This is a genomic window from Amycolatopsis sp. CA-230715 (assembly GCF_018736145.1).
Classification (GTDB): domain Bacteria; phylum Actinomycetota; class Actinomycetes; order Mycobacteriales; family Pseudonocardiaceae; genus Amycolatopsis.
The window spans coordinates 7,063,360-7,089,356 of record NZ_CP059997.1; the positions used below are offsets into that span (position 1 = coordinate 7,063,360).

Below are 25,997 nucleotides of genomic sequence, written 5' to 3' on the forward strand. Positions count from 1 at the left end.
GCCAGGGTGAGCAGCCACCGAGGGTGGTCCTGGATGCCGGCTACGACGCGGTGATCACTTCGTCTTGATCGCGTCGATCGCCTTGTCGATCCGGCGCTGGCGGGTGGCATCCGTTTTGGCGTCCTCGATCGACCGCACCCATTCCTTCCGGTGCGTGTAGGCCATCTTGTCGAACGCGGCCCGGATCCCGGCGTGATCGAGCGCGGCCGCGAAGTCCGGGGGAACCGCCACGACCCGGGGTTCGGTGTCCAGTTCGATCCGCACGTCGACCTCGTCTCCCGCCGCCACCCCGCAGGCCGTGCGGTTGTCGGCGTTCAACGGGATCAGGTAGCGACCGTTCATCCTGGCCACGGTCGTGCGATAGGTGAACCCTTTGATGGTCACCGTCACCGCCGGCCTCTTGCCCGTGTCCAGGCTGTCGACCACCTCGTCGGGGACGGCGAAACCGGTCGCGGTCTTGCCGTTGAGCTCGATCGTCGTACGGAACTTCATCGCGCTTCTCCTCGGTACAACCGCAGCGAGACAACCGACAGCCACACCGAAGCCAGCACGACCGCGGCGGTGAAGGCCAGGTTGAGCGCCACGTTCCCGGCCCCCGACGCTATTCCGGCGAACGAAGCGAAGAACACCACGCCGGTGATTCGAGAGAACCACGGCAGGACCGTACGCGCCAGCACGAAACACGCCGCGATCAGACACAGGAACCCGACACCAGCGACGACGAGGTGCAGCATCCCGTGCCACGACACCGATGTGGCACGGCCAGCGGGTGTGCCGAGCGGGAACCCGTCGGCAGGGTCGGCGGCGAACACCCCGGCGCAGACCAGGCCGATGCCGTAGCCGGCCAGCAAGACGGATCCCCATTTCAAGCCGGTCCGACGGACCCCGGCCGCGCCGGCGACCACCATCAAACCGCTCATCACGACATTGACGACCTGGATCCACCCCGACGGCCCGGTCGCGAGCAAGCTCCACTCGTGCCGGGTCAGGTCGAACCCAGGCCGGGTGAGTGCCTGCACAAGCGAGACGACGACGTAGAACGGGCCGGCGATGATGCCGTAGCCCAGCAGGGATCGGGTGACCCGGGTGGCTGGATCACAGGTCGGTGCGGCGGATGCCATGCCTTCCTCCTTCGGTACTAGACCGTACAGTACTAGTCGGGTACTGACCCGTCCAGTACTATCCCCGCAGGAGGTTCGAGATGACCGTGACCGAGGAAGGCCGCTCAGCCCGCAAACGCCGATCGATCATGGAAGCGGCGGCGACGCAGTTCCTGCGCAACGGCTACCAGGGCACGAGCATGGACGAGATCGCGGCGCTGGCTGCGGTGTCCAAGCAGACCGTGTACAAGAACTTCACCGACAAGGAGCGCCTGTTCCACGACATCATCATGGGCGTGGTCGGCACGGTCGAGGACTTCCTCCGCTCGGTCGGCGACACCCTGCGCGACACCGAGGACCTGGCCGCGGACCTGCACACCCTGGGCCGCCAGTACATCCAGGTGGTGATGCGCCCGCAGGTGCTGCAGATGCGCCGACTGCTGATCGGTGAGTCGACGCGGTTTCCGGAGCTGGCTCGCGCCTACTACGAGAAGGTGCCTGAACGCGTCCTCACCGCGTTGGCGCCGGAGTTGAAGCGGCTCCACGACCGGGGCCTGCTCGCGGTGGCAGACCCGGACCTGGCGGCGAAGCACTTCGCGTTCCTGATCCTGGGAACGCCGTTGGACAAGGCGATGTTCGTGGGCGACGACACCGGGTTCACCGCAGAGGACCTGGATCGGATGGCCGACGAAGGGGTCCGGGTGTTCCTCGCGGCCTACCGCCCCACCACGGTCGTCAACCAGGGACCGCGCTCATGACCGACCGTGCGCGAGCCGGGCAGGTACCTGTTCCGGTTGTCGGGTAGCCCCCGGTCAGTGCTGCTCGCCCCCCGGGTCCTCCGGCAGGTCGAACCACGCCTTGCTGGGTGCGGAAAACTGGAGCGCGATCGCCGGGAGCACGAAGATGACCGGCCACAGCGAAAAGCAGCTCAGTATGCCGAGCACCGTCAACTGGACGCGTGCCGCGCGGGGAACGAATCCGGGTGATGAAGGGGTAGGCATCGGCGCTCTCCCGGCCTCGGCATTCCGGTGGCGGCACGGTATCGCCAGCGGAACGGGACTGGTCCCCAACTCGGCACGGGGACTGGTCCCGGCGGAACTTCGTACGCTGCGGGTGTCCAGGGCAACAACATCACACCGAGAAGAACCAATTCACAAGATTGGAATTTCGTCATGGTGAAAAAGCCCATTCGGTTGTGTTCGCGCACCGTGTTCCGCGTTTCGGCGGCCGCTTTCCTAGCCGTCGGCTGCATCGGCGTCGCGGGTGCCAGCGCGGAGGCGGCGCCCGGCCCTTCGGCGGGTTTCAGCGCCCAAACCGCTGAGCGGGAGGGATACGTTCTCGAAGGCACGTACGGAACGCAAGACCGCTGCCTCGACGTCGGCGCCAGCGGACAGCGCAACGGTGACTGGGTCGACTACTACTGCTCGCCGTCGGAACCTTCGAATGCCTGGGACCTGTGGGTGAGCTACGACTTCGCGTGATGGTTTCTTCGCTTTTCCGCTGACGAAGTAGCCACGGGGGCCTGCCGCATCCGCGGTGGGCCCTTCTTATCGCGTGCCAGCAGAACGGGCGAGAAATCCCGTCAGCAGAACCGACAGTGTTTCCCGTAGCGTGGAAACGAAATCGATCCGCCAAGCGGCCAGCTCGGGATCCGCCTCGTAAGCGGCCAGCACCGCCGCGGACGGCCGCGCGTGCGTCCAGATCGTGCCCGCCACCATGCCGCCCATTGCCACGAAGCGCATCGCGTCTTCGCCGAGTTCGGGGACGTGGCGCAGGAGCACCGTCGCGAACTGCGAAAACTGGTCGGTGAGCGCGTGCTTGTACTTCGCGACAGCGGCGGGCGAAACGTTGTGCTCCAGCACCGAAGCCTGCGCGCTCACGAGATCGCACAGCCGCGGGTGCGCGGCGAGCGAGTCCGCCATCACGGCCGCGACCTGGTCACCGCGTTCGCGAAGCGGCTTCTCGGCGTCGACGCCGTCCTCCAAAGCCGTCGTGATCGCGATGAGCCATTCCCGCGTCGCACGGTCGAGCAGTTCGAGCAGCACCGCCTCGCGCGATTCGAAGTAGCGCAGCACGTTCGACTTCGCCAGGCAGACGCGGCGGCTCAGCTCGTTGAGGCTCAGCTGGGAGACCGGCATCTCGGCCAGCATCGCGTCCGCGGTGTCGAGGATCTTGCGCCGCCGCTCGACGCGTTGTTCCTCGCTGCGCGCACGCTTGAAAGAGGTCACCGGCACAGTCTACAGACCGCCGGTCTCTTGTTATCAGACCAGTGGTCTGTTATCTTCGAAGACAACAGACCGATGGTCTTTTAACTTCGACGAAGGAGTTCTCGTGTACGAAGTCCCTGATCAGGGCGGCAAACTCGCCGTGGTGACCGGGTCGAACAGCGGCACCGGCAAGGAAGCCGCGAGCCGCCTCGCGGCCGCGGGCGCGCACGTGGTGCTGGCCGTCCGGACCCCCGAGAAGGGGGAGCGAGCCCGTGAAGAGATCCTGGCGAAGCACCCCGGCGCCCGGCTCGAAGTCCGTCGCGTCGACCTCGCCGATCTGGCCTCGGTGCGGGAGTTCGCCGACGGCCTGATCGCCGACGGCGTCCCGCTCGATCTGCTGGTGAACAACGCGGGCGTGATGCACCCGCCAACCCGGATCTCCACAAAGGACGGTTTCGAGCTGCAGTTCGGCAGCAACTTCCTCGGCCCGTTCGCGCTGACCGTGCGGTTGCTGCCGCTGCTGCTCGCGGCGCAGGAGCCGAGGGTCGCCACCATGACCAGCGGGATGGCGCGGTTCGGCAAGATCCACTTCGACGACCTGAACTGGGAGCGCCGCTACAACCGCTACGGCGCCTACGCCCAGTCCAAGCTCGCCGATCTCATGCTGACGCTGCGCCTGGCGGACCTGGCGACCGAGCGCGGGTGGAACCTGCTCAGCACCGGCGCGGATCCCGGTTACACCAGGACGAACCTGCAAACCGCCGGTGCCGGACTCGGCCGCGACAAACCATCCAAAGTAGACCCGTTCACGATCGCCACCAAGGTGACGCCTTCGCAAGGGGTCGAACAAGGCACCGAACCGCTGCTCTTCGCGGCGACGAGCCCCGACGCGGTGCAGGGTGGTTACTACGGCCCCGGCGGGCGGTTCGGCCTCGTCGGCCCCACGACCAGGCTCCGCCCCACGCGGCGCGCCATGGACGGGGCGGCGCGCGAGCGCCTGTGGGCCGAGGCCGAACGCCTCACCGGGGTCTCGCTCGCGGCCGCCGTCCGCTGATCCCGTCATCCGGCCAGCCGGTGGACGTCGAGACCGGTCTGTCCCGGCTCGATTTCCGGGCGCAGCACGAGGTGTTCGTCGTAGTCGCCCCCGTTCTGGTACCGGAACGGGATCGGCTCCTCCCACGGCAGCGCGACGAGCCGCTTCCGCAGCGCTTCGACGGCTTCGTCGTACTGCCGCGCGGAAAACCGGTCCGCGCCGACGACGGCGAGCGGCGGGAGCACGGACATTCCGGCGTACCACAGGGTTCCGTGCTGGATCGGGAACAGCAGCCCGTCGAGTTCGCCGTTCACCCCGCGCGGGCCGATCGTCGAAGCGGGCGCGCCGAGCGTCACGATGATCATGGCGCGCTTGCCGGCGAGCTTGCCTTCGCCGTAGCGCAACGTGTTCCCGGTCTCGCGGTCCTGCACTCCGTAGGCCAGGCCCTTCACGAAGACGCGGTCGAACCAGCCCTTGAGGATCGCGGGCATTCCCGCCCACCACAGCGGGAACTGCAGGATCACGGCGTCGGCCCAGTCGAGCTTCTCCTGTTCGGCGCGGATGTCGTCGCTCAGCTCGCCTCGGTCGAACGCCTGGCGGGACCGAGAGCCGACGATGAGCCGGTCGGCCGGGTCGTGGGCGAAGTCGCCCGCGTCGACGACCGGGTTCCAGCCCATGGCGTACAGATCGGACAGTTCGTGTTCGTGCCCGTGCTCCCGCAGCGTGCGGAGCCCTTCGGCGCGGAGCGCGCCGCTCAGGGACCGCTGTTCGGGATGGGCGAATATCCACAGCACCTTCATGCCTTCGAGGATGCGAGCGGCGGCCGCGCGCTTCCAGTGGCCGAAAAGACAACATGTGAAAGAATCGGGCCATGACTGTTTTCGTGCATCCCGGGCGGCACCGGGTCGCGGTCCTCGCCCGCGACGGCCTGCTGCCGATCGAGCTTGGCATCGTGCACCGCCTGTTCGGGCAGGCGGCCGATTCCGCCGGCGAACTCCTGTACGAGGTCGTGACGTGCGGGCTCGCGCCGGGTTTCGTTTCGACGGACGCCGATTTCACGATCACCATCGAGCACGGTCCCGAAGCGCTCGGGGAGGCGGACACCGTGGTCGTCCCGGCGTCGCAAGCGGACTACGCGGCGACCGGCGGCGACCTCGATCCCGAACTCGCGGACGCCTTCGCGCGGATCAAGCCGGGCACCAGGATCGCCTCGATCTGCACGGGCTCGTTCGTGCTCGCCGCGGCGGGCCTGCTCGACGGCCTGCGCGCGACCACGCACTGGAAGTCGTCGTGCCTCTTCCAGGAGTTGTACCCGCGCGTCGCGGTCGACCCCGACGTGCTCTACACCGACGAGGGCCGCGTGCTGACGTCGGCGGGTGTCGCTTCGGGGATCGACCTGTGCCTGCACATGATCCGGTGCGATCACGGTTCCGCGGTGGCCAACGACGTCGCGCGCGGGACCGTGGTGTCGCCGCACCGCGAAGGCGGGCAGGCGCAGTTCATCCAGCGGCCGGTGCCGCAGCCGGAGGTGGCGTCCACCTCGGCGGCGCGCGCCTGGGCACTCGACCACCTCGACCGCCCGCTGACCCTGCGCGAGCTGGCGGATCGCGAGTCGATGAGCACCCGCACGTTCACGCGCCGGTTCCGCGAGGAGGTCGGCATGTCACCGGTGCAATGGCTTACCTTGCAACGGATCGAGCGCGCCCGGCGCCTGCTCGAGGACACCGGGCTGCCGATCGACAAGGTGGCCGAGGACGCCGGGTTCGGCACCGCCGCGTCGCTGCGGCAGCATTTCCAGGCATCGCTCGGGGTTTCGCCGAGTGCCTACCGCTCGACGTTCCGCTACCGCGCCGCGGAGGCCAGTTCGGTGTGACGGGGTGAGCCGTGCCAGCGGCGCAGGGCACTCTCGAGATCCGCACTGTCCAGATCCGCACTGTCCTGATCGGACGGTTCGTCGTGCGCGGCCCACGCCGTGTGGCCGTCGGGGCGGAGCAGCACGGCGCGGGGAGCGAGCCCGGATGCGCCGACCAGCGCGATCCGGTCGTGCCAGCCTTCCGCCAGGGAAAGGAAGGCGCGGTCTTCGGTGCGGTCGATCAGCACCCCTCGCCCGGACGTGAGCAAGGATGCCAGCCGCGTTTCGCCCTTGTTTGTCCACAGTGGAACGTCGCGCGCGAGGCGGCCGAGCAAGGGGTGTTCCGCGGAGAGATGCATCGGGTAGCGCGTGTCGAGACCGGTGAGGGTTTCGGTGAACGCCCTGTTCCCGCCGGGATGGCTCGCGACGCGAGTCAGCAGTTCGACCAGCGGCGCCAGCCGGCCGTCGGGTTCGCCGAGGAGAACCTGCGCGCGGGTGCTCGCCAGCAACTGGACGCCCACCGCGTGGCGTTCCTCGTGGTAGCTCGCGAGCAAGCCCTCCGGCGCGTCGCCCCTGACCGTCGCGGCGAGCTTCCAGCCGAGGTTGAACGCGTCGTCGAGCGCGACGTTGACGCCGATCGCGCCTGCGGGCGGGTGGATGTGCGCGGCGTCGCCGGCGAGGATCACGCGACCCTTCACGTACTGCTCGGCCTGCCGCGCCGCGTTGCCGAAACGGGTGAGCCAGCGCGGCGCGCGTACCGCGACGTGCCGCCCGAGCGCGCGGTCGAGCGCGGCTTGGAAGCGTTGGAGGGTAACGGGTTCGTCGCGGTCCGGTTCGGGGTCCTCGGTGACGATCCGGACGTAGCCGGGCCGGGGAATGGTGAACACGGATCCCGTCATCCCGAACGGCAGCGCGCCTTCTTCTGCCAGTTCGACGTCGCCGAGCAGGGTGAACCGGGTCGACGCGGTGCCGGGGAAGGCGATACCCGCGCTCTTGCGAACGTCGCTGCGCCCGCCGTCGCAGCCCACCACGTACTCGGCGCGGATCCGGTACCCGGTGCCGACGTGCACGGTCACGCCGTCGTCGTCCTGGTCGAGCCCGGCGAACGCGTGCCCGCGCCGGATGTCGGCACCTAGTTCGATGGCGCGTTCTTCCAGGATTTCCTCGACCCTGGTCTGCGGAATGCCGAGCGAGAACGGATGATCCGTCGCGGTACCCGCCAGGTCGAGCGTCACCGGCAGCCCGGAGAACGCGGCGTGCCCGACCTGCCAGCCCTCGTCGACGAACCGCCGGTCGAGCCCGCGCCGCGCGAGGAGGTCGAGCGCGCGGGCGTTGAGGTTGAACCCGCGGCAGAATCCCGGGTGTTCGGCGTGCCGCTCCAGCACCACGGTGTCGATCCCGGCGAGGCGGAGTTCGGCGGCCAGCAGCAGCCCGGCCGGTCCGGCGCCGACGATCACGACTCGGCCCGTCACGGTGCTTCCCCCTCGGTCCAGGTCCAGCCTTCCTCGGTGCGCTCGACGATCGGCCAGGCCAGCGAGCCGTCGCGGATCTCCTCCGCCGTCCTGCGCGTCCAGTCCAATTCGGACTCCAAGGCGTGCAGTTGGTACTCGGCCTCGATCATGAACAGGCGGGGGACCAGGCCCGCGCCGACCGTGTCCGCCAGCGCGGCTTCGGTTTCCTCGATGCGCTGGACGAGGTGCTCGGCTCGCTCGGTCAACGCCGCCGCGGCCCGCTCGGCACCCAGCGCGCCGAGGTAGGACACGGCGGCGACGAACTTCGGGTACTCGGCGACCGGTTCTCGCACCAGCTCGTCGAGCCAGGCGACGAACTCCTCGTGCCCGAGCTCGGTGTGCCGGTAGACCGTCCGCTCCGGGCGCTTGCCGTCCTTCACGGTTTCCTGCGGCTCGATCCACCCGTGCCGGACGAGCGCGCCGATCGTGTCGTAGAGCGAGCCCGTGGTGATCTTGAAGCTGCTGCCCTTGCCGCGTTCCCGCAGCGTGGCAGCGATTTCGTAGGGGTGCATCGCGCTCTCGTGCAGCAGTCCCAGCACGGCGAGCGCGAGCGTGTTGGTGATCTTCTTTCGCATGGTCGCTCCCTATTAGTCGGGTCCGACTATATAGATATTTCGCCGGAGATGTCGAGCACGGGGGAGCGGCTACTACGTCCTGGGTGAGAGGCCCTCGCGCCGAGGGCCGGAACCGAGGAGAACCACGATGCGTAAGCTGGCAGCGGGCCTGTTCATGTCGCTCGACGGTGTCGTCGAGAGCCCGGGGGACTGGACCGGCCCGTACTTCACCGACGAGATGGCCGAGGGCATCGCCGAGGGGATCAAGGGCGCGGACGCGGTGCTGATGGGCACCACCACGTACCGGATCTTCGCCGAGATGTGGCCAGCCCAAGGGGAGAGCAACCCGATGGCGGCCTTTCTCAACCGCACGCCGAAGTACGTCGTGTCGAGCACACTGGACACAGTGGACTGGGAGAATTCGGTGCTGGTGAAGGGAAATCTCGTCGACGCGGTCACCGAGCTGAAGGAGTGCGACGGCGGGGACATCAGGGTGCCCGGCAGCCCGAGGCTCGTGCGCTCCCTGCTCGTCGCCGGGTTGCTCGACCGGCTCGACCTGACCGTGTGCCCGGTCGTGGTCGGCGGCGGGCTGAGGTTGTTCGACGACGTGGTGGCCGGAACCGAACTCGAACTCCTCGCCTCGACGGCGTCGGCGACCGGGGCGGTCGGCCTCAGCTACCGGCTGGCTGCCACAACTCGACCCGATTGCCCTCGGGATCGGTGACCCAGCCGAACCGGCCGACCCCGGCCATGTCCTGCGTCCCGTCGGACACGTCCGCGCCCTTGGCGCGCAACTGCGCGAGCATCGCGTCCAGGTCGCGGACCCGGAAGTTGAGCATGACCTGCTGCGCGCGGGACCCGAAGTAGTCGGTTCCCGACTCGAACGCGGCGAACACGGTCGGCCCGGTTTCCTGGTGCCACAGTCCGTCGCCGTCGGCGTCGAGGCCGAGGCATTCGCGGTACCAGGCGCCGAGTGCCGCCGGATCCGCGGCGCGCAGGAAGTACCCGCCGATTCCCAGCACACGTTCCATCCCGCCATGGTGCCAGCCCGGCCACCGGTTCGGCGCCGCGCGCGGTGAACCGTGACCTCCGCGCCCGGGACGGCTCCGAACCCGTACGAGAAGTCCCTTTCGTACGCCTGGGGGAGCCCCTGATTTCAACATTACCGCGGTGCACCGACAGTTTCCGGGCTCGGTCTTCGCGCGGTATCAGCCCGCGACGATGTTCGCCGGGTGCCGGTCCCGCACGGCACCCAGTTCGATGCCGTGTTCGAGCAGTGCTTTCAGCGCGCACAGTGCGATGGTGAAGCCGCCCGTCGAGTCGCGGACGTGCTGCACGAGATCGTCGCCGGTGCCGGTGGCGCCGGTTTCGGTGACCTCGACGAAGGTCGAACCGCCTTCCCAGGGTGTGAAGCGCAGTTCCACCGTCATGGTCTCGTTCCAGCGGAAGACGATCCGGCGGTCCTCCTCGATTTCGAGCACCGTCACGTCGGCGTGCGCGCCGTACATTTCCCAGTCCCAGCGCACCCGTGCGCCGGCCACCAGTTCGCCGCTGCTCTTGGTGAACCAGAACCGGGTGGTGATCGCGGGATCGGCGAAGGCCCGGAACGCCTCGTTCGGCGGGCGGCGGATGAGCATCGCCGTGTGGACGGCGGGTGCCTCGGTCAGCTCCAAAGTGGACATTTGTTCCTCCTGGTGGGTCAGGACCGCAGCGGCTTGCCGGTTTCGAGCAGGGTCTTGAGGCTGGCCAGCAGAGCGGGCCAGCCCTGCGAGATCATGGTCCGCAGCGTGCTGCCCTCGTCGAAGTTCCCGTGCACGACCGTGAGCTTCACCGAACCCTCCTGGGGTTCGATGTCGAAGGAGACCGTGGAGCGGCGCTCGGCGGCCAGCTTCGCGAGCACGTCCTCGCCCACGCCCGCGTTGTCGGCCCATTCCTTCGTGAACGTGTGCCAGGCGTAGACGAGTCGTTCGTACGGCTTCGACTCGAGCACGACCTGCTCCTCGTCGCCGGTCCGCCCGTTGTCCGACCAGGTCATGGGCGAGCCTTCCGCCCAGTCGGATTCGATTTCGAGCCCCCAGTACTGGCGCGTGAAGGCCGGGTCGGTGAGCGCCCGCCACAGCTGCTCCGGGGTGGTGTCGATGTAGGTGGTATAGACGAAGTCGTTGTCGCTCAAGGGTTTCTGCTCCAATGCTTGCTTCAGGTCGGCGAGCGCGCGCACCCGCTTGCGGTCGTACTGGTTGATCCAGCGTTCGGCGATGGCGTTGATCGGCTCGGCGTTGACGTAGTGCAGCTTTTCCCTGCCGCGCCACACCGTGGTCACCAGGTTGGCCGCGGCCAGCACGGCGAGGTGCTTGCTGACGGACTGGCGCGCCATGTCCATACCGGCGCACAGCTCGCGCAGGGTCTGCCCGCTGTTCGCGTTCAGGCTGTCGAGCAGCAGGCGCCTGCTGGGGTCGGCCAGCGCCCGGAACACCTCGTCCATCGCACCCTTCCTGACATGCAGCCGTCCGGCTGCCTTTCACGATAGGCAGCCAACCGGCTGCATGTCAAATCTCGGGCGGCTTGGTGCCCCGAAGGTGGCCTTCGGGGCGTCTGGCGCCACTTTCCTCCCTCTCGTGGAGGGCGGGCTCTGGTTGCAGGTGCCCTGAAGGTGGCTTTCGGGGCGCTGGATTCCCCGAAGGTCACTTTCGGGGCACGCGACAGCCTGCTGCGGGCTCGCGCGGGTGGCGGGATTGTGGTGCGAGGGCCGAGTTCGCGGCGTCTACCGCCCCGAAGGCCACCCTCGGGGACACGCACAGGTCGGCACCCCGCTGCGAGGGCCGAGATCGTGACGCTCAGCGCCCCACGAGGAGCTTCGGCGACGCCCGCGGCCCGGAACATCTTCCGCGGCCCGCCGGGGTCACTCCGACCGGAAAGTCGCTTGTGGACGGTCGAAGACGCGGTTGTCGATCACCACGTCGACCCGGCCGCGCGGATCCGCTTCGGCGAGGTAGATCCGCTCGGCCACCAGGTAGCGGTCGCGATGGATGGCCTCGGCGTTCGAACCCGCCCAGTTCTGGTCGCGCACCGCGCCCCGTGCGACGGAAAGGTCGCCGTCGATCTCGATCCACACGCGGTAGTCCCAGTAGCGGTCGATCTCCGGCCGGAACGCGAACACCCCGTCGACGATGAGCACCGCGTCCTCGGCCGCCTCGACGCGTTCGGCGCTGTGGTCGATCTGGGTGAACGGGTCACGCAGGCACAGCGCGCAGCTCCCGGTGCCTTCCGGCCCGGCGGGGGCCAGCAGCAACTCCGCTGCGGCGGAGTAGTCGTATGCGTTGCGGTAGTAGCCTTCCCCGGACTCGCGGTCGTAGAGATGCCTGTCGCGCCACGGTTTCTTGAAATCGTCGAGGCACGAGCGGAGTACCGGTCTGCCCGCTTGCGCGATGCGCTCGCCGAGCTCGTGTCCGAAGCTCGTCTTGCCCGCCGCGGTGAACCCGTCGATACCGACGCGGAGCCGGTTTTCGCCCAGCGCCAGCACCCTCGCCGCGATTTCGGCGACGAGCGCGTCCCGCTCGGGGCCGCCCGGTGGCGGAATCGGTTGCTGCCACGTCGATACCGAGCGTCGCACCGCCATGGCCCGAGTATGCCCGATCAGGCCCGTTTGCGGGCGCGGAGCACGGTGTCGTGCACCGTGATCTCCGCACCGTCGGGATCCGGAGCGGTGCGCGGCCTCGTTTCGGCGAGGACTTCCCAGGCGTCCGCGTCGAGCGCGCTCGCCAGTTCGCTCGCGGTGTAGTACATCTCGGGCAGGTTCGGCCGCCCCGCCGAGGTCTGCACGTCGGAGAAGTCGTGGCCGACGATCAGCAGGGTGCCGCCGGGCGCCACGGCGGTCGCGAGCCGGGCCACCAGTGCTTCCCGCTCGGGGTTCGGCAGGTGCATGAACTGGGCCGAGACCAGGTCGAACCGGGTCTCCGGCACCCAGGTGAGCAGGTCGGCGTGCACCCAGCGGACGCGGTCGCCGACCTGCGCGGCGTCGGCGTGCGCCGCGGCGCGCTGGAGCGCGGTGGTCGCGAAGTCGATCCCGGTGACCTGCCAGCCGCGCCCGGCGAGCCAGATGGCGTCGCCGCCTTCGCCGCAGCCGACGTCGAGCGCGGTGCCGGGAGCCGCGTCCTCGACCTCGGCGACGAGCTGCGGATTGGGCCGCCCGCTCCAGATGGATTCCCGGCTGCGGTACCGCTCGTTCCACGACGCTTCGTCGAACGGCGGGAGCCCGTGGTCCATGCCGTGACGCCGGCTTCCGAGCACGCGCTCGGTGTTGTCGCGTTCCATCTCCGCGGAGAACGGCTCGGGTGCGTTCTGCTGCGTGCCGGTCATGGTGCTCCCTCGGTCTCGGTGATCCCTCGGCGACACGATCCGCCCGCGCCGGACCGGAGGCCAAAGTTCGTTGCCGGAACGGCAACAGCTGGCCGCGGCCGTCGCGCCCGTGCTAACGTTTCCGGCGAGCCCCGTATGGGCCTACGCATGGAGGTAGCGGCTAACTCAGCCATCACCGAGAACGGCACGATCCGTCTCGCGCAATTCACCGTTCCTGTTCAGGGGACAGTTGCGCTCTGCTACCTGTGCGTGGCCTCGCGGGGTTTTGTCGTGCGCGTTTCCGGTGGTCTCCGGCGTCAATTCGACCGGGAAAGGACTACATGACCGAGGATTTCGACGTGCACGCGTTCCAGCGGCAGGTCATCGCGGAGTTCAGGGAGAACGAAGGCAAGCTCAGCGGTATGTTCGAAGGCTGGTCGCTGGCGGTGCTCACGACCACCGGCGCCAAGACCGGACTGCGCAGGGAAAGCGTTCTGGGCTACCTGGAAATCGACGGGAAAGCCGTCGTCGTCGCGTCCGCCATGGGCGCGCCGAAGAATCCCGACTGGTGCCACAACATTCGGCACGACCCGATCGTCACGGTGGAAACCGGTAACGAGACCTATACCGCGATCGCGGCACTTCCTTCGGGCGCGGAACGGGACGAGCTTTTCCGGAAGGTCGTCGAACAGGACCCCGGATATGGCGACTACCAGGCCAGGACCACGCGCGTGATCCCGGTGGTCGTACTGCACCGCACCGACCGGGTGAACGGCATGGGCGACTGGCTCAAGGGCGTGCACGACTGGCTGCGCGACGAACTCGCCGAACTGGGCAAGCAGGCGGACGCGCTCGTCGATGGCACCGCCGCGAAGATCGAGCGCACGCCGCCCGATCTCGGGCACGAAATGCGCACGCACTGCCTCAGCTTCTGCACCGCCTTGAAACGCCACCACACCGGTGAGGACGCCGCGACCTTTCCCATGCTGGCGCGGCAGTTCCCCGCGCTCGCCCCGGCGCTGACCGAACTGGGGCAGCAGCACGAGGTCGTGGCGCGGCTGCAGGACGAGATCCAGCGGCTCGTCGACGGGTACGAGCCGGGAAAGAGCGATCCGGTGCGGCTGCGCGATCGGCTCGGCGCGCTCGCGGCCGAACTGGAGCGCCATTTCGACTACGAGGAACGGACGATCGTCACGGCGCTCAACGCGCTGGCCGAGGCGCCGTCCTTCGCGTGATCGCCGGGGCTGGTGACCGATACGTACTAGTAGGTACAGTGAGTTCCGTGGACACTTCGGAACGCCTGATCGAAAGCACGCGCGAACTGCTGTGGGAGCGCGGGTACGTCGGCACCAGCCCCAAGGCCATCCAGCAGCGCGCGGGCGCCGGGCAGGGCAGCATGTACCACCACTTCGACGGCAAACCCGATCTCGCGCTCGCCGCGATCACGCGCAGCGCCGAGTACCTGCGCTCCTCCGCGGAGGCCGAGTTCACCGCATCCGGCACGGCCGTCGAACGGATCACGGCCTACCTCCGCCGCGAGCGCGAGATCCTCAAGGGCTGCCCGGTCGGGCGGCTCACCCAGGACCCGGACGTGATGGCGGACGCCACGCTTCGCCGTCCCGTCCAGGACACCTTCACGTGGGTGCGCGAGCGGCTCGCCGAGGTGCTCGCCGAAGGCGTTCGGGACGGCGAGTTCGACGCCGGGCTCGATCCCACGGCCACCGCCGCCACCATCGTCGCCGTGCTCCAAGGCGGCTACGTGCTCGCGCGCGCCGCCGATTCCCCCGCTCCGTTCGAGCAGGCCGTCGACGGCGTGCTCGGGTTGCTGACCGCGAAAGCGGCGGGCTGAGCGGTCATGGCCGATCGCATCCTCGTCTACGGCGTCACCGGATCGGGCAAGAGCACCATGGCCGCGCGGATCGCGGAGCGGACCGGTCTGCCGTGGCATTCCGTCGACGACCTGACCTGGGAACCGGGCTGGGTCGAGGTCGCGCCGGACGAGCAGCGGCGGCGGATCGCGGCGATCTGCGCGGGAGAGCGCTGGGTGCTCGATTCCGCGTACGGCAAGTGGCTCGACGTGCCGATGGCCAGGGTGGAGCTGATCGTCGCGCTCGACTACCCGCGGTGGCTCTCGCTCGGACGGCTCGTGCGCCGGACGATCGCGCGCGCCGTGGACCGGCGCGAGATCTGCAACGGCAACACCGAGAACCTCGGCCAGCTGTTCACCCGCGACTGGATCGTCTGGTGGCACTTCAAGTCGTTCGCCCGCAAACGCGCCCGCATGCGGGCCTGGGCGGCGGATCCGGCCGCGCCCGCGGTGATCCGGCTGACCTCGGTCGCCCAGACCCGGCGCTGGCTCGCGAGCCTGTGACCCGTGCCGGTCGGTGGAGGTTCGGGCGCTGATTCATGCGAACCGGTGAATCGCGCGTCGACCGACCGTGTTGCGCTCTGCGACGGTGTCGGGGGCGGTTCTTGCCGATGGGGTGACGTGAACGCCCGGAAGAATGCCGTGGCGGTGGCACTGGGCACCATCGCTCACCCGCCAGGGCAAACGCCTGCGGCAACCGGGCGGCATTCCGAATCAAACCTGCCGATCCGTTCGTTTCTCGCGGGTTTTGGTTCGCGCGGTTGTCTCATGTCACCATCAATTCCGGCCACAGCGAGAAATGGCAGCGCGCTCCTCAAGATCAATTCAGGGATATTTCCTCGAGCTACGGGAGTCGTCATGAAACGCAGAATCGCCGGTTTGGCTTTCGGTGCCCTTTCCCTGCTCTTCGTCGCGGCCGCCCCGGCCTCCGCGTCCCCGGAACCCGGCGGTGTCTCCGCGACCCGGTCTTATCCCGGCTGTTTCGGGGAGCGCTACGACATCGTGTTCGGCGAGGCGATCGCGGTGCGCTGCGGTGCCGGCGCGGGCGGTGATTACGGATACCGGGTCGTCGCCCACTGCTCGGCGGGCAGTGCCTACTGGTATTCGCTCGGCACGTTCGTTCCGCACGGCTTCGGCCCGTCGGTTGCGGAATGCCAGGGCGGACTGCTTTCCCCTGCCTTCGTCGGCGGATACCACGTGATTGACGACTGATTCCGAATTCGGGCTAACGGGACAGCGGAGCGGTCAGCGGGAGCGCGCGGGACGAATCACCGACGTGCACGGTGAACGTCCCGCGTGCCTGGCGCCAGTCGTGCGCGGCGGTGTCCCAGATGGCGAAGGCGCGCGGATCGAGGCGCACCGTCACGTGCCGGGACTGCCCCGGTGCGAGCTGCACACGCTGGAAACCCTTGAGCTGCAACGGTGGTTCGCCCGCGGCAGCGGGGAAGCCGAGGTAGACCTGCGCGACGTCGGCACCCGCGCGGTGCCCGGTGTTGCGCACGTCGAACGAAACCGCGGCGCCGCCGTCGGGCTGGCGGCGCACGGCCAAGCCCGAGTAGGCGAACGAGGTGTAGGAAAGGCCGAATCCGAACGGGAACAACGGTTCCTTGCGCTGCGCGTCGAACCAGCGGTACCCGATTTGCAGTCCCTCGGTGTAGCTCGCGGTCCCGTCGACACCGGGATACTGCGCCTTCGTGCTCGCGGGGGTGTCGTCGCCCGAGGCGGGGAACGTGATCGGCAACTTCGCCGACGGGTTCACGTCGCCGAAGAGCACGCGCGCGACCGCGTTCCCGTCCTCCTGTCCGGGGTACCACGCTTCGAGGACGGCGGCGACCTTGCCGACCCACGGCATCAGCACCGGCGCACCGCTCTTGACCACGACCACGGTGTGCGGGTTCGCCGCGGCCACCGCTTCGACGAGCGCGTCCTGGTTCCCGGCGAGCGCGAGGCCCGGCCGGTCCTTGCCCTCGGTTTCGTCGTCGCCGACCATCACGATGCTCACGTCGGCACCGGCCGCGGCTTTCGCCGCACGGGCGGGATCGGTGCCGTCGTCCAGCGTGATCTCGGACTTCGGCGCGCGCGTGCGCAGGCCGGTGAGCGGGTCGACGGTGTAGGTGGGGATCACCGCGGAGCTGCCGCCGCCACCGGTCTTCGCCTTCGTCGCGTACGGGCCGATCAAGGCGATCTTCCCCGCCTTCGCGGCGTCCAACGGGAGCGCGCCGTTTTCGTTGCGCAGCAACACCATTCCGCGTTCGGCGAAGTCGCGGGCGGCGGCGCCGTCGCGCTCGACGGGGAGCGGGGTCGCCGTGGGCGGGTGGTCGAACTGGCCGAACCGGAACATCGTGGTGTACCGGTGCGAGAGCAGCCCGTCGATCGTCTTCTCGGTGACCTTTCCCGCCGCGACCGCCTTTTCCATCGCCTCGCCGTAGTAGGTCCCGTCGATCATCTCGAGATCCATCCCCGCTTCGGCTGAACCGACCGTGCTGTGCGCGGCGCCCCAATCGGACTGCACGAACCCGTCGAAACCCCAGTCGCCGCGCAGCTTCTTCTTGAGCAGCGCCGGGTTCTCGCAGGTGAACACCCCGTTGATCTTCGGGTAGGCGCACATCACCGCGCCCGCACCGCCTTCGCGGACGGCCCGCTCGAAATGAGGCAGGTAGATCTCGTTCAGGGGCCGTTCGCCGATCGCTTCGTTGATCGTGAACCGGTTCGTCTCCTGGTTGTTCGCCGCGAAGTGCTTGACCTCAGCGATCGTGCCGTTGGCCTGGATGCCGCGGATGTCCTCGACGGCCATGGCGCCCGCCAGCACCGGATCCTCGCCCATGCCCTCGAACGTCCTGCCGTTCACCGGAACCCTGGCCATGTTGATGTCGGGGCCTTCCGACACGTTGTGCGCGAGCGCGCGCGTCTCGGTGCCGATGAGGTGACCGTAATCGTGCGCGAGACCGGGATCGAAGGTGGAGGCCAGCGCCATCGTGGCGGGGAGCGCGGTCGCGGGCTTCTGCGGTTTGTCGTCGGCGGGGCCCATCCCGGCCGGTCCGTTGGCGATGCGGAAGTCGGGAATGCCGAGCCTGGCGATGCCCGGCACGACCCGCTGGTGCGCGGCACTCGGCTGCAGGTGCAGTTGTTCGATCTTCTCGGTGAGCGTCATGGCCGCGATCAGTTCGGCGGCCCTGCGTTCGGGCGGCAGAGCGGCGTTGCGCCACGGTTGGGCAGCCGCCGCGGCGGGGGCGGGGGCCAATACGGTCGAGCCGACGAGGGCGGCGACGAGCGTCAACTTGATGCCACGCAACGGTTCTCTCCTTCGAGGCCGGGTCACACCGAGCGAGCCCACGGTAATCCATAGTTGTGAACAAATCCAGATAACTGTTCGATGTTCACATTCATGAATGGTGTTTGCGTGGGATGAGTGGGCTGCTGTGTGGTCCCCGAAGGCCACCTTCGGGGACTCCAGCGCCTCTTTCTCGGCCCTCGCAGGCGTGCGGCCGGAGTCGCGCATGGCCCCGAAGGTGGCCTTCGGGGCGCGCGAGAGCCCGATCGGCAACCCCGAAGCCGCTCTCGGCGCAGTCACAAACCAAATGCAGGAGCCAGCCACCGCTCGATCTCTACGGGAGCAGCTTTCGGGGACGGGGTGGGAGCCGCTGCTTCGTTTGGATCCCTTCGGTCACCAGCGCGGCGGGCCCTGCTCGATCCGGCGGAGGATCGGGGCGAGCTCGTCGAGCCCCGGTTCGTCGATGTGCCGCCGTTCGTCCCACCAGGTCGCCCCCGCCTCCGCCAGCGGCGCGATCAGATCGCGCGCGGCGGCGGGGTCGGTGGGGCTCGTGCCGCCGACGACCACGTCGAAGGGCTTGTCGTCCGCGCGGTGTTCGCGGACGTAGGCGACCAGATCCCGGACTTCGCCGACCGGTGGCGCGTAACCGTGGTTGGCCGAGCGGAACAGCGGGAACACGCCGTCCCACTGCGCGGCACGGCGCATCGGACGGCGGTTCGGCCAGTACCCGGCGACCCACACCGGAACCCTCGGCCGCTGCACCGGCGTCGGCAGCAGCGCCACGTCGTCGACGCGGTAGTGCTTGCCGTCGTGGTTCACCGCTTCACCGGACCAGTAGCGGTCGAGCAGATCGAGGCCCTCGTCGAGCATCTCCGCGAGCGCGACCTTGTCCGTCGGTTCGCCGAAGCTGCCGAACTCGTCCGCGACGGGGGCGCCGAGCCCGGCGCCGAAGATCACCCTGCCGCCGCTCATCTGGTCCAAAGTGGACACCTGGCGGGCGAGCTGGTGCGGCCGCCGCCTCGCCACCGGGGTGACCATGGCGCCGAGCTTGATCCGGCTCGTGGCCAGCGCGGCGGCGGTGAGCAGCATCCACGGTTCGCCGAAGGTGCGCCGCGCGCTCTTCTCGTGCACGACGTGGTCCCACAGGAACAGGCCGTCCCAGCCCGCCTCCTCGGCCGCGGTGGCCACGGAGGCGACGGTCCTGGCGTCTGCGAAAGCACCGAAATTCGGGATGTTCACGGAGAAGCGCATGTTCCGCATCCTCCGGCACCGCGTGATCGCGGAGCAACCGATTTCACGCGAAATGGGCCGACAGCCGCTTCAGTACTTCGTGGGGTACTGGCATCGCGGCGATCCGCGTCGCCACGGCATCGGCGGAGTCCCGGAAGGACGGACCGGCCACGACGGTACGGAGGGCGTCGCGCACCGCCTCCGTCGAAGCCTCCGCGACCACCCCGGCCCCGGCCCGCTCGACCTGGTCGGCTGCGTCGAACTGGTCGGTCGCCAGCGGGGTCGTCACCAGGGGAACGCCGTGGGCGAGCGCGCCGAGCACGGTGCCCGCGCCCGCGTGGCACACCACCACATCGACGTGGGGCAGCAGCCGTTCCTGCGGTACGAAGTGCTCGATGCGCACGTGGGCTGGCTGGGTGCCGAACCGGTCGCGGTCACCGTTGCGGCCGATGGTCGCCACGACGTTGACCTGTTCCTCGCGCAGCGCCTCGACCATCGCTTCGAGCACGCCGGGCCGGGTGTTGTGCGTGGTGCCCGAGGTGACGTACACGGTCCGCTCGTACGGCAGGCCGGACAGCGCCGGATGCGGTTCGCCCGCGACGGGCACCGCCGCTTCCGGTCGCAGCGGCCACCGCGTCGGGTACTCCCATGCGACGCCGTCCGGGTAGAGCGCGTCCGGCCAGATGTCCAGGTACGGCACGTCGTCGCGCGGGGGCAGTTCGTCGACCCCGAAGTCCCGCACGACATCTCCGGCGACGCGCCAGGCGTCGGCCATCAGCGCCGCGGATTTGGGCGGCCCGATCGCGTGCATCGCGTAGGGCACCCCGGCGGCGACGGCGGCCATCATCGCCGCGCGCTCGGCGAGGTTGGTGATCACCAGGTCCGGCCGCCACTCGCGGACGAAGCCGAGCAGGTCCGCGACCCGCGCGGCCGCACCCATGCCGACCATGTAGTGGGCCAGCATGTGCGCGAGCTTCTCGTCGCGCGTGAACCCGTCGAACGTCTCGGGTGGGAACTTTTCGAGGTACGGCGCGAACGAGCCCTCCGTCTCCGCGCCGATGGCGACCGTGCGGACACCGGGCAGTTCGGCGTGGTGCACCGCGGACGGGCCGGTGACGAACGCGACCTCGTGCCCCGCGTCCCGCGCCGCCGCGGTGAGCGGCAGCATCGGCGCGATGTGGCTGTGACCGGCCCCGGAGGAGAACAGCAGGCGCATCACGCGACGGTACCGCGCGGAACGGCCGTCAGGGCCGGGTTTTCCCGAACAGCTCGACGATCTCGGCCGTGGTCCCGGTTTCGCCGAGGCGGGGGAAGATGCGCTCGATGCTGTTGCGGTGCGCGTCTTCGTTCAGGTCGGTCATCGCGTCCGTGGCGAGCGTGACGTGGTAGCCGTGTTCGTGGGCGGCCCGTGCGGTCGACTCCACGCCGATGCTGGTCGCGATGCCGGCCAGCACGATCTGCGTGACGCCGCGGCGGCGCAGCTGCAGGTCGAGGTCGGTGCCGTGGAAGGCGCCCCAGTTGCGCTTGGTCACGACGATATCGCCGGGGTGCCCGGAAAGTTCGTCGACGATGACGTCCCAGCCTTCCGGCGGCGCCTCGCCGGGGCGCGGCCTTTCGGTGCGGCCTGGTGCGGCGTCCGCGCCGTCGGGGGCGAAGGTCACCCGCACCAGTACGACCGGCGCGCCGTTGGCGCGGAAGGCGTCGGCCAGTTCGGCCGACCGCCGCACCACCTCGGCGCTGGTAAGGGGCGTCGTCGGCGCCCCGGTGATGCCGTGCTGCAGGTCGATCAGCACCAGTGCGGTGTTCGGGTCCACTGTGGTCAGTGCCATCGGTTCTCTTTCCCCGGGTCGGCGCGGGTCACGGCTCGGTGATCCGGTAGAGCAGTGCCAGCGCTTCGGTGATGGTTTCGCGTTCGTCGTGGGTGTAGCGGTCCTGCAGTGCGCGCGCGAGCCATTCCTCGCGCAGCCGCCGCCAGTTGCGCAGGTCCTTCTGCGCGGCGGCGGTCAGCGAGAGCAACTGCTTGCGCCCGTCGTGCGGATCGGCTTGGCGTTCGATCCACCCGCGCTCGTCGAGCGCCGCGATCACGGCTGCCATCGACTGCGGGCGAACCCGTTCCGCGGCCGCGAGATCGCTCGCGGACAAGGGTCCCTGCCGGTCCAGTCTCCGGACAACCGATTCCTGCGACGGGGTCAGCTCGCCGTCGCCACCCGCTTCCTTTACCCTGCGGCGAAGGCGGCCGATCAGGATCCGTAGATCGTGTGCGGCGCGCACGGCGGTTTCGGAGACGCGTTCCGGCATACCGCCCACCCTAATTCCTTCAGGCAAAACTGTCCAGTTTAAGCTGACTGTCATGTCCCGAAGAAGGATCCTCCGGAGGCCGGGCGATCCGTGTCCGATGCCCCGAAAGCGGCTTTCGGGGACTTGAACGCCCCGAAGGCCACCTTCGGGGAATGGTGGGCAATGTTGCGGTGCAGCGAAAAGTGGTGCTACACGGCCGCGGTCTCCCGGGAAGCCTTTTCGTCGGCATCGGCCAGCCAGAAGTAGACCGGCGGAAGGGCGAACTCGAGCACCGTCAGGACCACCTGGAACCACTGCGGCTGACCGTGCACCGCCATCGAGAGAACCCGGCCGAACGCGCCCAGCAGAAAGATCCCGGCGAGCCATCGGACGACCTTCGCCGGTATCGGCGACTGCCGGGCCGTCCAGATCCAGAGCAGGCCGTAGCCGAGGAAAACGGCGCCGTAGTACCGCTCCCTGCTGTCCACAGTGGCCCCCGCCGAACCTTCGCCGGGCACCGAGTCGATGCCGAGGACGAAGTGGAACGCGCCGATCGCCACGCAGGCGACACCCATGATCAGCAGGAGCGATTTGAGGAGCCTGGCCATGACCTTCCCCCTATTTGACACTTGTCTACTAGGCGGAAGGTACGACGCTGGTAGACACGTGTCAAGTAGGGTCGGCGCATGGCTCCCCGCAGTAGACTCGCCCCCGCGGAGCGGCGCGACCAGTTGCTCGAAGTCGGCGCGCGGTTGTTCGCGGCGAAGCCGTACGACGAGGTGCTGATGGAGGAAGTCGCCGAACGGGCCGGGATTTCCCGCGCGCTGCTGTACCGCTACTTCCCCGGCAAGCGCGAGCTGTTCGCGGCGATCTACCAGCAGGCAGCCGACCGGTTGCTCGATCAGGTGCGGATCGATCCCGCCTTCCCCGTCGTGGAGCAGATTCACGCCGGGCTCGAAGCGCATTTCGACTACTTCGTGGCGAACCGGAACACGGTGCTCGCCGCGAACCGGGTGCTGGCTGGCGATCCGGTGATCCAGGCGATCATCACCGACGAGTTGGCGGAACTGCGCGGACGTGTCCTCGACGCCACCGGCCTCGAGGACTCGGCGCGCGACATGGCCTCCGCCGCGTTGATGGGCTGGCTGGTCTTCGTCCGCGTGCTGTGCGTGGAATGGCTGACGCACGAAGCGTTCTCGCGCACCGAACTGCGCGAAATGTGCATGGGCGCGTTACTCGGCGCGCTGCGCCCGGTAGTGGACCTCGAAGCGCTCCTCGGCTAGCCGACCGTCACCTTCGCGCTCGCGGCGATACCGCCGCTGGCTGTCGAAATCGTTGCGGTGCCAGGGAAGTGGGCGACGACCTTCCCGGTGCCCGCGTCGACCGAGGCGACCCACGGATCGGTCGACGACCAGACGTGCGAAGCGGGATCGGCGATCGGCATGGACGCCGGGGGAAGGTTGTCCCCGCCGACCTCGGCGCCGGTCGCCGTCGCGGTCTGCGCCGTGCCGGGGCGCATGGTCGCGGCGGGCAGCGCGACCGTGATCCCGGCCAGGACCGGTTCGACGGTGAACCGCACCTCCCCGCGCGGCGTGGTGTTGATCAGTCCGAAGTGGTAGAAGCCGCCGCGGTCCGGCGGGGCGTAGGCGGGCATGCCGAGATCGGCGAAGGTCAGCTGCGGGATCCCGCCCTCGGCGGGGGAGGCCGGTTTGCCGAGCGGATCGATGACCTGGTCGGCGAATCCGCGCGCGTGGCCGTAGAGCATCAGCACGTGCTTGCCGGGATGGGTCTGCTGGTACCGCTGGACCAGCCGCACGTACATGCGGGCCTCCCAGCGGTCGCTGAACTGGCTGTCCGCCACCGGGTGCGGGTCGTAGGCGGGCATGTGCGTGGCGACGAGCACGGTCGGCGCCGTCGCGTCGGTGAGCTGCCGCACCAGCCACGGGTACTGCGGCTCGGCGGGAACCTGGAAGGCGTCGGAGGACCGCAGGCTGCCGTGCGCGTTGTCGGTCACGATCATTTGCGTGTCACCGGCGCGGTACGCGTAGTGCGTGTCCCCGAACGTCTTGGCGAAGTTGCCGTTTTCCGGCAGCGCCCCCTGGCTGATCTCGTGGTTGCCGACCATGTCGTGGAACGGCACGCCGAACGCGGCGAGCTTTTCCTTGGCGTAGGCCAGATCCGCGGGCTGGCCGTCATCGGGCATGTCGCCGAGCGCCTGCACCACCGACGGTCTCGCCTGCGCGGGCAGCGCGGGGATCCGGTCCTTGACCGCGTCCAGCACGTGGCTGCTCGCCGAGCCGGGATCGCTCGCGAGGAGATGCGCGTCGTCGCCGACGAGCACCGTCGATCCGGTGCGGTCGAACTCGGCGGCGTTTTCGGTGTACCGCAACCACGACGGGTTCCGCGGGATCGGGTCGTACGGCGGCGCGACCACCGGGCGCGGTGAGTACAGCGCCTGCAATCCGCTCACGTTGAGCGTGCCCGAGTACGCCGTGCTCGGGTTGATCGCGAGGAAGTCGACGAAGCTGATGCGCAACGGGAAGTTCAGGCCGGGCGGCAGCGTCGCGACGACGAGCCGCCAACCGCGCCACGTGACCGAGGTCGGGTACAGCGTGGTGGTGGCGCCATCGACACCGAGGTAGGACTCGGCGAGCTGGATCCCGGTGCCGTCACCCTTGACCCACAGGCCGATCCCGGTCGGGTTCTTGCCGTTCTGGTCCGCGCTCGCCAGCAAAGTCTTCTTCGGGGACAGCACGAGCTGCTTGACACCGCCGCCCGCGGGCATCGAGTAGTCGAGCTGGAGCGAGCCCGGTGCGCTCGAACCGGGCGGCACCACACCCGTTGCCGCGCTCACCGCGGCGGGAAGGCCCGTGGTGTTGCGGAGGTTCCACGCGGTGGGATCGCTGAAGTCGTCGATCGGCGCGCTCGCGCTGCCGACGGCGATCGTGGTGGAAGCTGTTGCGCCGCCCGCTTTCGCGGTCACGGTGACGAGCCCGGTGCCGTTCTCCGCGGCGGTGAACCGTCCGGCGCCGTCGATCGTGCCGAGCGCGCCGGAGTCCGTCGACCAGGTCGCCGCGGCGCCCGGGATCTGGACCGCTGTGCCGTCCGAAGTCGAGCCGGACAGCGAGAACTGTTGCGCGGCACCGTTCGCGAGATCGGGGTCCGCCGGGGACAGCGTCAGCTTCGCCAACCGGTCGGTGATCCTCAGTGGACGGACCGACACCGCGCGCCCCGCGCGGGCGACGAGCGCGCCGAATCCCGGCCGCGAAGCGGTGAACTTCCCGTCGCGCCAGGTGCCGAGCCACCGCGGGACCACCTCGACCGACGCGCTTTCCTTGGCAGGGTTGCCGAGCGCGTCGAGGCCGGTGGCCGCCACGGGAACGGTCGCCCCCGGCGCGGTGTCCAGTTCCTTGCCGCCGTTCAGCACGACCGAGGTCGCCGGGCCGGGCGCGGGCGCGGTGGTGTAGACGAACAACCCGTTCGCGACGGGGCGTTCGTGGCCGTCCGAGGGCGTGTTGACCACCGACACGCGGGAATCCCCTTGCTCGCGGGCGACCATTTCGGTGGAACCGCCGCCGTCGAACAGCACCGCGGTCTCCGCGCCGTGCGCGACCATGTACCCGGCCACCTGCGCCGGGCTGACGCCGGTGGCGACGCCAGCGCCGAGCCTGCCGTCGAGCGTGGCGATGATCGCGTGCTTGCCGTCCTTGGTCAGCCCGATCACGGTCTCCGGGTTCACCCCGGACGGCGGAGTTCCGGTCGGGTCCTGATACGGCGCGCCGTCCTTGACGAGCATGGTCGAACCGCTGATGAGCTGGCGCAGCCCGCCGTCGGGCGCGATCGCGGTGCCGACGGACACCGTGTCTCCACTGTGGACGGTGTCGGCCAGCCACTTCCCGCCGTCGCCACCGCCGAGGAGGCCGAGCTGCCCCGCGGTGAGCGCGGGCGCCTCGGTGACACCGGTTCGCACGCTGTCCACGACGAATCCGCCGGGGCGCTCGTGGCCGACGGCCAGCGTTCCGGCGGGAAGCCCGGTCGCGCCGCCGAGCGCGGGCGTGACCTCGGTGATCCCGCCCGCCGCGACGTCGTTGACCACGTTGACCGAGGTGAGCGGGCGGGACGCGGCACCGTCGGTGACGGTGCCGGAGAACTCCTGCGGCCCGAGCACCATCGAGCCGTCGGCGCGGACGCCGAGCTGCGCGTTGAACCGCGGCCGCGGGCTCTTGAGTACCTTCCCGTCGGTGATCACGCCACCGAGCGGCCTGCCGCTGGCGTGGATTTCGAAGAAGTCGCCGTTGACCCCGGCGACGGCGTGCGTGCGGTTCGCCATCGAACTGACCGTCTCGTCGGCGGGGTTGGTGAGGGTGTCACCGGCCTCGACCACGCCGAGCCGCACGTTCGGGTCGCCGAGGTTCACGTCCATTACCTGGGTGTGCTGCCTGCCGCCGACCGTGTCGTAGGTTTCCGAGTACCGGGTCACCCCGCGCGTCACGGTCTCGGGCGCGGTGGCGTCGCGGTCCACCACGAGGCCCCAGCCCGCCGGGGTTTCCGGAAGCCACGGCCGCGCCGCGGTTTCGGCCGCCGCCGCGTTCATCGTGGTCGCCGCGCTCGCCACCGAGACGACGGCAGCGGCCAGCACCAGGATCTTCCGACACGGGTTCGCGCGCATGGGACTCCTCGTCAGGGGATGCGCCCACCTCAGCACCGCACCGTGTCCGGCAGATGTCGAAATGTCGACGGTTCGGGGTGCACCGGGGTAC

General features: G+C 69.3%; 29 protein-coding genes. 10 read left to right on the forward strand and 19 right to left on the reverse strand.

Going from position 1 to position 25,997, the window contains the following annotated elements; translation table 11 throughout:
• Positions 1–54 precede the first annotated feature (54 nt).
• Together HUW46_RS33595 and HUW46_RS33600 are read right to left on the reverse strand one after the other, a co-directional pair.
• A complete protein-coding gene (locus tag HUW46_RS33595; protein ID WP_215542768.1) occupies positions 55–492 on the reverse strand; it encodes a YdeI/OmpD-associated family protein in 438 nt (145 codons plus the stop codon).
• Positions 489–1,121: a DUF998 domain-containing protein gene (locus HUW46_RS33600; RefSeq protein ID WP_215542769.1), complete on the reverse strand. Its 633-nt coding sequence runs from the start codon at positions 1,119–1,121 to the stop codon at positions 489–491. Before HUW46_RS33600 ends, HUW46_RS33595 begins: the two co-directional genes overlap by 4 nt.
• Positions 1,122–1,201: 80 nt before the next feature.
• On the opposite strand from HUW46_RS33600, the gene HUW46_RS33605 reads away from it, so the two are divergent.
• Positions 1,202–1,858 carry a TetR/AcrR family transcriptional regulator gene (locus HUW46_RS33605; protein ID WP_215542770.1) on the forward strand — a complete coding sequence of 219 codons (657 nt, stop codon included), beginning with the start codon at positions 1,202–1,204 and terminating at the stop codon, positions 1,856–1,858.
• 54 nt (positions 1,859–1,912) lie between these two features.
• Here the strand turns inward: HUW46_RS33605 and HUW46_RS33610 are convergent, their stop codons facing one another.
• Complete coding sequence (locus HUW46_RS33610; protein WP_215542771.1) at positions 1,913–2,101, reverse strand: hypothetical protein; 189 nt, start codon at positions 2,099–2,101, stop codon at positions 1,913–1,915.
• Positions 2,102–2,272: 171 nt separating this feature from the next.
• Between HUW46_RS33610 and HUW46_RS33615 the strand changes: the two genes are divergently transcribed.
• Positions 2,273–2,581: a hypothetical protein gene (locus HUW46_RS33615; protein WP_215542772.1), complete on the forward strand. Its 309-nt coding sequence runs from the start codon at positions 2,273–2,275 to the stop codon at positions 2,579–2,581.
• 66 nt (positions 2,582–2,647) lie between these two features.
• On the opposite strand, the gene HUW46_RS33620 is transcribed toward HUW46_RS33615, so the two are convergent.
• Positions 2,648–3,328 carry a TetR/AcrR family transcriptional regulator gene (locus HUW46_RS33620; protein ID WP_215542773.1) on the reverse strand — a complete coding sequence of 227 codons (681 nt, stop codon included), beginning with the start codon at positions 3,326–3,328 and terminating at the stop codon, positions 2,648–2,650.
• A gap of 103 nt (positions 3,329–3,431) precedes the next feature.
• Between HUW46_RS33620 and HUW46_RS33625 the strand changes: the two genes are divergently transcribed.
• Positions 3,432–4,361: an SDR family oxidoreductase gene (locus HUW46_RS33625; protein ID WP_215542774.1), complete on the forward strand. Its 930-nt coding sequence runs from the start codon at positions 3,432–3,434 to the stop codon at positions 4,359–4,361.
• Positions 4,362–4,366: 5 nt separating this feature from the next.
• On the opposite strand, the gene HUW46_RS33630 is transcribed toward HUW46_RS33625, so the two are convergent.
• Positions 4,367–5,140 carry an NAD(P)H-dependent oxidoreductase gene (locus HUW46_RS33630; protein ID WP_215542775.1) on the reverse strand — a complete coding sequence of 258 codons (774 nt, stop codon included), beginning with the start codon at positions 5,138–5,140 and terminating at the stop codon, positions 4,367–4,369.
• Positions 5,141–5,211: 71 nt separating this feature from the next.
• On the opposite strand from HUW46_RS33630, the gene HUW46_RS33635 reads away from it, so the two are divergent.
• Entirely contained in the window at positions 5,212–6,213 is a 1,002-nt protein-coding gene (locus tag HUW46_RS33635) for a GlxA family transcriptional regulator (RefSeq protein WP_215542776.1), read from the forward strand.
• Here the strand turns inward: HUW46_RS33635 and HUW46_RS33640 are convergent.
• Together HUW46_RS33640 and HUW46_RS33645 are read right to left on the reverse strand one after the other, a co-directional pair.
• Positions 6,183–7,664 (reverse strand): FAD-dependent monooxygenase, encoded by a 1,482-nt coding sequence (locus tag HUW46_RS33640; RefSeq protein ID WP_215542777.1) that lies wholly within the window; start codon positions 7,662–7,664, stop codon positions 6,183–6,185. The genes HUW46_RS33635 and HUW46_RS33640 overlap by 31 nt on opposite strands.
• Positions 7,661–8,278, reverse strand: a complete 618-nt coding sequence (locus HUW46_RS33645; protein WP_215542778.1) for a PadR family transcriptional regulator — start codon at positions 8,276–8,278, stop codon at positions 7,661–7,663. Before HUW46_RS33645 ends, HUW46_RS33640 begins: the two co-directional genes overlap by 4 nt.
• A 127-nt stretch (positions 8,279–8,405) precedes the next feature.
• Here HUW46_RS33645 and HUW46_RS33650 point away from each other — a divergent pair, with 127 nt between their 5' ends.
• Entirely contained in the window at positions 8,406–8,981 is a 576-nt protein-coding gene (locus HUW46_RS33650) for a dihydrofolate reductase family protein (protein ID WP_215542779.1), read from the forward strand.
• Here HUW46_RS33650 and HUW46_RS33655 read toward each other — a convergent pair.
• The 5 genes from HUW46_RS33655 to HUW46_RS33675 form a co-directional block, all read right to left on the reverse strand.
• Positions 8,929–9,288 (reverse strand): VOC family protein, encoded by a 360-nt coding sequence (locus HUW46_RS33655; RefSeq protein WP_215542780.1) that lies wholly within the window; start codon positions 9,286–9,288, stop codon positions 8,929–8,931. The two genes, HUW46_RS33650 and HUW46_RS33655, sit on opposite strands and share 53 nt — an antisense overlap.
• 177 nt (positions 9,289–9,465) lie before the next feature.
• Positions 9,466–9,939, reverse strand: a complete 474-nt coding sequence (locus tag HUW46_RS33660; RefSeq protein WP_215542781.1) for an SRPBCC family protein — start codon at positions 9,937–9,939, stop codon at positions 9,466–9,468.
• Between the two features lie 17 nt (positions 9,940–9,956).
• On the reverse strand, positions 9,957–10,739 hold the full coding sequence (locus tag HUW46_RS33665) for an ArsR/SmtB family transcription factor (RefSeq protein WP_215542782.1): 783 nt from the start codon (positions 10,737–10,739) through the stop codon (positions 9,957–9,959).
• 417 nt (positions 10,740–11,156) lie between these two features.
• On the reverse strand, positions 11,157–11,873 hold the full coding sequence (locus HUW46_RS33670) for a uridine kinase (protein WP_215542783.1): 717 nt from the start codon (positions 11,871–11,873) through the stop codon (positions 11,157–11,159).
• A 17-nt stretch (positions 11,874–11,890) separates the two neighbouring features.
• On the reverse strand, positions 11,891–12,613 hold the full coding sequence (locus HUW46_RS33675; RefSeq protein ID WP_254125139.1) for a class I SAM-dependent methyltransferase: 723 nt from the start codon (positions 12,611–12,613) through the stop codon (positions 11,891–11,893).
• Positions 12,614–12,933: 320 nt separating this feature from the next.
• On the opposite strand from HUW46_RS33675, the gene HUW46_RS33680 reads away from it, so the two are divergent.
• From HUW46_RS33680 to HUW46_RS33695, 4 genes are all read left to right on the forward strand, one after another.
• Positions 12,934–13,827, forward strand: coding sequence for a nitroreductase/quinone reductase family protein (locus tag HUW46_RS33680; protein ID WP_215542784.1), 894 nt, complete (start codon positions 12,934–12,936; stop codon positions 13,825–13,827).
• Positions 13,828–13,874: 47 nt separating this feature from the next.
• On the forward strand, positions 13,875–14,441 hold the full coding sequence (locus tag HUW46_RS33685) for a TetR/AcrR family transcriptional regulator (protein ID WP_215542785.1): 567 nt from the start codon (positions 13,875–13,877) through the stop codon (positions 14,439–14,441).
• 6 nt (positions 14,442–14,447) lie between these two features.
• Positions 14,448–14,963, forward strand: a complete 516-nt coding sequence (locus tag HUW46_RS33690; RefSeq protein ID WP_215542786.1) for an adenylate kinase — start codon at positions 14,448–14,450, stop codon at positions 14,961–14,963.
• A gap of 354 nt (positions 14,964–15,317) precedes the next feature.
• The gene (locus tag HUW46_RS33695; RefSeq protein WP_215542787.1) at positions 15,318–15,671 is read left to right on the forward strand and encodes a hypothetical protein; all 354 of its coding nucleotides are present in this window, start codon (positions 15,318–15,320) and stop codon (positions 15,669–15,671) included.
• Positions 15,672–15,684: 13 nt separating this feature from the next.
• Here HUW46_RS33695 and HUW46_RS33700 read toward each other — a convergent pair whose 3' ends face one another.
• The 6 genes from HUW46_RS33700 to HUW46_RS33725 form a co-directional block, all read right to left on the reverse strand.
• Complete coding sequence (locus tag HUW46_RS33700; protein ID WP_254125141.1) at positions 15,685–17,751, reverse strand: glycoside hydrolase family 3 C-terminal domain-containing protein; 2,067 nt, start codon at positions 17,749–17,751, stop codon at positions 15,685–15,687.
• A gap of 372 nt (positions 17,752–18,123) precedes the next feature.
• Positions 18,124–18,981, reverse strand: coding sequence for an LLM class flavin-dependent oxidoreductase (locus HUW46_RS33705; RefSeq protein ID WP_215542788.1), 858 nt, complete (start codon positions 18,979–18,981; stop codon positions 18,124–18,126).
• Positions 18,982–19,024: 43 nt separating this feature from the next.
• Positions 19,025–20,176, reverse strand: a complete 1,152-nt coding sequence (locus HUW46_RS33710) for a glycosyltransferase (protein ID WP_215542789.1) — start codon at positions 20,174–20,176, stop codon at positions 19,025–19,027.
• A 28-nt stretch (positions 20,177–20,204) separates the two neighbouring features.
• Positions 20,205–20,789, reverse strand: coding sequence for a hydrolase (locus tag HUW46_RS33715; protein ID WP_215542790.1), 585 nt, complete (start codon positions 20,787–20,789; stop codon positions 20,205–20,207).
• 28 nt (positions 20,790–20,817) lie between these two features.
• On the reverse strand, positions 20,818–21,258 hold the full coding sequence (locus HUW46_RS33720) for a MarR family winged helix-turn-helix transcriptional regulator (protein WP_215542791.1): 441 nt from the start codon (positions 21,256–21,258) through the stop codon (positions 20,818–20,820).
• A gap of 188 nt (positions 21,259–21,446) precedes the next feature.
• Complete coding sequence (locus tag HUW46_RS33725; protein ID WP_215542792.1) at positions 21,447–21,845, reverse strand: DUF4345 domain-containing protein; 399 nt, start codon at positions 21,843–21,845, stop codon at positions 21,447–21,449.
• 78 nt (positions 21,846–21,923) lie between these two features.
• Here HUW46_RS33725 and HUW46_RS33730 point away from each other — a divergent pair, with 78 nt between their 5' ends.
• Positions 21,924–22,520: a TetR/AcrR family transcriptional regulator gene (locus HUW46_RS33730; protein ID WP_215542793.1), complete on the forward strand. Its 597-nt coding sequence runs from the start codon at positions 21,924–21,926 to the stop codon at positions 22,518–22,520.
• Here the strand turns inward: HUW46_RS33730 and HUW46_RS33735 are convergent.
• Entirely contained in the window at positions 22,517–25,906 is a 3,390-nt protein-coding gene (locus tag HUW46_RS33735) for a phosphodiester glycosidase family protein (protein ID WP_215542794.1), read from the reverse strand. The genes HUW46_RS33730 and HUW46_RS33735 overlap by 4 nt on opposite strands.
• Between the last annotated feature and the right edge of the window lie 91 nt (positions 25,907–25,997).

Excerpts from the sequence above, each read along its gene's own strand:
- HUW46_RS33595 (WP_215542768.1), bottom strand. The coding sequence starts at position 492 with ATGAAGTTCCGTACGACGATCGAGCTCAACGGCAAGACCGCGACCGGT.
- HUW46_RS33600 (WP_215542769.1), bottom strand. The coding sequence starts at position 1,121 with ATGGCATCCGCCGCACCGACCTGTGATCCAGCCACCCGGGTCACCCGA.
- HUW46_RS33605 (WP_215542770.1), top strand. The coding sequence starts at position 1,202 with ATGACCGTGACCGAGGAAGGCCGCTCAGCCCGCAAACGCCGATCGATC.
- HUW46_RS33610 (WP_215542771.1), bottom strand. The coding sequence starts at position 2,101 with ATGCCTACCCCTTCATCACCCGGATTCGTTCCCCGCGCGGCACGCGTC.
- HUW46_RS33615 (WP_215542772.1), top strand. The coding sequence starts at position 2,273 with ATGGTGAAAAAGCCCATTCGGTTGTGTTCGCGCACCGTGTTCCGCGTT.
- HUW46_RS33630 (WP_215542775.1), bottom strand. The coding sequence starts at position 5,140 with ATGAAGGTGCTGTGGATATTCGCCCATCCCGAACAGCGGTCCCTGAGC.
- HUW46_RS33635 (WP_215542776.1), top strand. The coding sequence starts at position 5,212 with ATGACTGTTTTCGTGCATCCCGGGCGGCACCGGGTCGCGGTCCTCGCC.
- HUW46_RS33645 (WP_215542778.1), bottom strand. The coding sequence starts at position 8,278 with ATGCGAAAGAAGATCACCAACACGCTCGCGCTCGCCGTGCTGGGACTG.
- HUW46_RS33650 (WP_215542779.1), top strand. The coding sequence starts at position 8,406 with ATGCGTAAGCTGGCAGCGGGCCTGTTCATGTCGCTCGACGGTGTCGTC.
- HUW46_RS33655 (WP_215542780.1), bottom strand. The coding sequence starts at position 9,288 with ATGGAACGTGTGCTGGGAATCGGCGGGTACTTCCTGCGCGCCGCGGAT.
- HUW46_RS33660 (WP_215542781.1), bottom strand. The coding sequence starts at position 9,939 with ATGTCCACTTTGGAGCTGACCGAGGCACCCGCCGTCCACACGGCGATG.
- HUW46_RS33665 (WP_215542782.1), bottom strand. The coding sequence starts at position 10,739 with ATGGACGAGGTGTTCCGGGCGCTGGCCGACCCCAGCAGGCGCCTGCTG.
- HUW46_RS33670 (WP_215542783.1), bottom strand. The coding sequence starts at position 11,873 with ATGGCGGTGCGACGCTCGGTATCGACGTGGCAGCAACCGATTCCGCCA.
- HUW46_RS33675 (WP_254125139.1), bottom strand. The coding sequence starts at position 12,613 with ATGACCGGCACGCAGCAGAACGCACCCGAGCCGTTCTCCGCGGAGATG.
- HUW46_RS33680 (WP_215542784.1), top strand. The coding sequence starts at position 12,934 with ATGACCGAGGATTTCGACGTGCACGCGTTCCAGCGGCAGGTCATCGCG.
- HUW46_RS33690 (WP_215542786.1), top strand. The coding sequence starts at position 14,448 with ATGGCCGATCGCATCCTCGTCTACGGCGTCACCGGATCGGGCAAGAGC.
- HUW46_RS33695 (WP_215542787.1), top strand. The coding sequence starts at position 15,318 with ATGAAACGCAGAATCGCCGGTTTGGCTTTCGGTGCCCTTTCCCTGCTC.
- HUW46_RS33705 (WP_215542788.1), bottom strand. The coding sequence starts at position 18,981 with ATGCGCTTCTCCGTGAACATCCCGAATTTCGGTGCTTTCGCAGACGCC.
- HUW46_RS33710 (WP_215542789.1), bottom strand. The coding sequence starts at position 20,176 with ATGCGCCTGCTGTTCTCCTCCGGGGCCGGTCACAGCCACATCGCGCCG.
- HUW46_RS33715 (WP_215542790.1), bottom strand. The coding sequence starts at position 20,789 with ATGGCACTGACCACAGTGGACCCGAACACCGCACTGGTGCTGATCGAC.
- HUW46_RS33720 (WP_215542791.1), bottom strand. The coding sequence starts at position 21,258 with ATGCCGGAACGCGTCTCCGAAACCGCCGTGCGCGCCGCACACGATCTA.
- HUW46_RS33725 (WP_215542792.1), bottom strand. The coding sequence starts at position 21,845 with ATGGCCAGGCTCCTCAAATCGCTCCTGCTGATCATGGGTGTCGCCTGC.
- HUW46_RS33730 (WP_215542793.1), top strand. The coding sequence starts at position 21,924 with ATGGCTCCCCGCAGTAGACTCGCCCCCGCGGAGCGGCGCGACCAGTTG.
- HUW46_RS33735 (WP_215542794.1), bottom strand. The coding sequence starts at position 25,906 with ATGCGCGCGAACCCGTGTCGGAAGATCCTGGTGCTGGCCGCTGCCGTC.